Origin of the sequence: Streptomyces sp. AC555_RSS877 (assembly GCF_019049245.1) — a bacterium.
Lineage (GTDB): Bacteria > Actinomycetota > Actinomycetes > Streptomycetales > Streptomycetaceae > Streptomyces.
In genome coordinates this window covers 1-899 of sequence record NZ_JAGMUK010000065.1, presented here as the reverse complement: position 1 = coordinate 899, position 899 = coordinate 1, and the positions used below count along the sequence as shown (strand labels likewise).

The window sequence follows — 899 nt, the reverse complement described above, 5'->3', positions numbered from 1 at the left end:
CAGGTGGCGTATGTGATCTATACGTCGGGGTCGACGGGGCGGCCGAAGGGTGTCGCGGTCACCCACGAGGGGCTGGCGAATTATGTGTCGTCGGTGCCGGCCCGGGTGGGGTTTGGGGGTCCGCACGGCCGGTTTGCGGTGTTGCAGGGGCAGGCGACGGACTTGGGGAACACGACGGTGTTCGCGAGTCTGGTGTGTGGGGGTGAGCTGCACTTCCTGGATGAGGAAGCGGTCACCGACCCGGGTGCGGTCCGCGGCTATCTCACCGAGCAGGGGATCGATTTCCTCAAGGCGGTGCCCTCGCATGTGGCGGCGCTGGGGGTGGATGCGGTGCGGTCGGTGCGGTCGCTGGTGCTGGGTGGTGAGGCGGCCTCGGCCGGGCTGGTCGGTGAGCTCCTCGCGGCGGCCGGTGAGGGTCGGTCGGTGTTCAATCATTACGGTCCGACGGAGACGACGATCGGTGTGGCCACGGCTGCGTTGACGGGCGTGCATGTGGCGTCCGGGGTGGTTCCGGTGGGCACGCCGGTGGCGAACACCCGGTTCTATGTGCTGGATCGGGCATTGCAGCCGGTGCCGCCGGGTGTGGTGGGTGAGTTGTATGTCGCGGGTGTGCAGCTGGCGCGGGGTTATGTGGGGCAGCCGGGGCTGACGGGTGAGCGGTTCGTGGCGTGTCCGTTCGGTGGTGCGGGTGAGCGGATGTATCGCACGGGGGACCGGGCCCGGTGGTCGGCGGACGGGCAGCTGGTGTTCTCCGGCCGTGCGGATGAGCAGGTGAAGATCCGTGGTTTCCGGATCGAGCCGGGTGAGGTGCAGGCCGTGCTGGCCGGCCACCCGCAGGTCGGCCAGGTGGCGGTGGTGGCCCGGGAGGACACCCCGGGTGATGTCCGGCTGATCGCGTA

1 protein-coding gene is annotated in these 899 nt (G+C 69.5%); it reads left to right on the top strand.

The window, feature by feature from the left end; translation table 11 throughout:
* Positions 1–899 (top strand): amino acid adenylation domain-containing protein (locus tag KUM49_RS29315; protein WP_217239981.1); only part of this gene is annotated, 899 nt, incomplete at both ends.